Origin of the sequence: Celeribacter baekdonensis B30, from assembly GCF_000299875.1 — a bacterium.
In the GTDB taxonomy this organism is placed as follows: Bacteria; Pseudomonadota; Alphaproteobacteria; order Rhodobacterales; family Rhodobacteraceae; genus Celeribacter; species Celeribacter baekdonensis_A.
The window spans coordinates 1-1,641 of the sequence record NZ_AMRK01000031.1; the positions used below are offsets into that span (position 1 = coordinate 1).

Consider the following 1,641-nt stretch of genomic DNA (forward strand, 5'->3'; position numbering starts at 1 on the left):
AATGAAGGTTTTGGTACCAGTCAAACGCGTGATTGACTACAACGTGAAGGTCAAAGTGAAGGCCGATGGCACTGGAGTTGATCTTGCGAATGTGAAGATGTCGATGAACCCGTTCGATGAGATCGCGGTTGAAGAGGCCATTCGTCTGAAAGAGTCCGGCGTGGCCAGCGAGATCGTCGTCGTGTCGATCGGCGAGAAGAAATCCACCGACACGATCCGCAATGCGCTGGCTATGGGCGCGGATCGCGGGCTTCTTGTGGTTGAGGATCAGGGCGTCGAGATCGAACCGCTGGCTGTGGCCAAACTCCTCGCCAAAATCGTGGCAGAAGAGGCGCCTGAACTGGTCATTCTCGGCAAGCAGGCGATCGACAATGACATGAATGCGACGGGTCAGATGCTGGCCGCCCTTTTGGGCTGGGGTCAGGCGACCTTTGCCTCCGAGGTCAAAATCGACGGTGGCAAAGCGGTCGTGACCCGCGAAGTCGACGGTGGGTTGCAGACCATTTCCGTGCCGCTTCCGGCGATTGTGACCACCGATTTGCGTCTCAACGAGCCGCGCTATGCCTCGCTTCCGAACATCATGAAGGCGAAGAAAAAGCCTTTGGATGAAAAGACATCCGCAGATTACGGCGTCGACACCGCACCGCGTTTGACCGTTGTATCGACCAGCGAGCCCAAAGGCCGCGATGCGGGCATCAAGGTCGGCTCGGTCGATGACCTGGTCGCGAAACTCAAAGAAGGAGGGCTGGTCTGATGGCTGTTCTGTGTCTTGCTGAAGTCGCCTCTGGCGCGCTTGCGATGGATGCCACCGCCAAAGCGGTGAGCGCCTCCGCCCAACTGGGCGATGTGACGGTTCTGGTCTGTGGTCCTGCGGCGGCTGCCGATGAGGCCGCGAAAATTGACGGCGTGACCAAGGTTTTGGTCGCGGATGACGCGGCCTATGCCAATGGCCTGGCCGAAAATCTGGCCGCTTTGATCGTGTCTTTGGCGGGCGATTACGCGCATATCACCGCGCCCGCCACGACCACGGGCAAGAACGTCTTGCCGCGGGTTGCAGCACTTTTGGATGTGATGATTTTGACCGATGTCACCTCCGTTGTGGATGCCGATACGTTCACGCGCCCGATTTATGCCGGGAACGCGATTCAGACGGTACGCTCGAAAGATGAAAAAAAGGTAATCACCTTCCGCACCTCGACCTTTGACGCGGCGGGCCTGTCGGGTGCGGCGTCGGTGTCGGACGCCTCCGGCGCGCATGATGCGGGCCTGTCGGCCTTTGTCGAGGACAAGGTCGCGGTCAATGATCGTCCCGAATTGACCTCCGCCAAAATCGTCGTCTCCGGCGGGCGTGGCGTCGGCTCCGAAGAAGATTTTGCGATCATTTCGGCGCTGGCGGACAAACTCGGCGCAGCCGTCGGGGCCTCGCGCGCGGCGGTCGATTCGGGCTTTGCCCCGAACGATTGGCAAGTCGGCCAAACCGGCAAAGTCGTCGCCCCCGAACTCTACATCGCCGTCGGCATCTCCGGCGCGATCCAGCACCTCGCCGGCATGAAAGACAGCAAAGTCATCGTCGCCATCAACAAGGACGAAGAGGCCCCGATCTTCCAGGTCGCCGACTTCGGCCTCGTCGCCGATTTGTTC

The 1,641-nt window shown here is 60.0% G+C and carries 2 protein-coding genes; both read left to right on the top strand.

Annotated features, from left to right (window positions below; translation table 11 throughout):
• The first annotated feature begins 1 nt into the window (after nucleotide 1).
• On the top strand, nucleotides 2-754 hold the full coding sequence (locus B30_RS21140) for an electron transfer flavoprotein subunit beta/FixA family protein (RefSeq protein ID WP_009574305.1): 753 nt from the start codon (nucleotides 2-4) through the stop codon (nucleotides 752-754).
• On the top strand, nucleotides 754-1,641 hold an 888-nt coding region (locus B30_RS21145; protein ID WP_009574306.1), incomplete at its 3' end, for an electron transfer flavoprotein subunit alpha/FixB family protein. The genes B30_RS21140 and B30_RS21145, both read left to right, overlap by 1 nt.

Coding starts and splice junctions, on each gene's coding strand:
- B30_RS21140 (WP_009574305.1), top strand. CDS start 2: ATGAAGGTTTTGGTACCAGTCAAACGCGTGATTGACTACAACGTGAAG.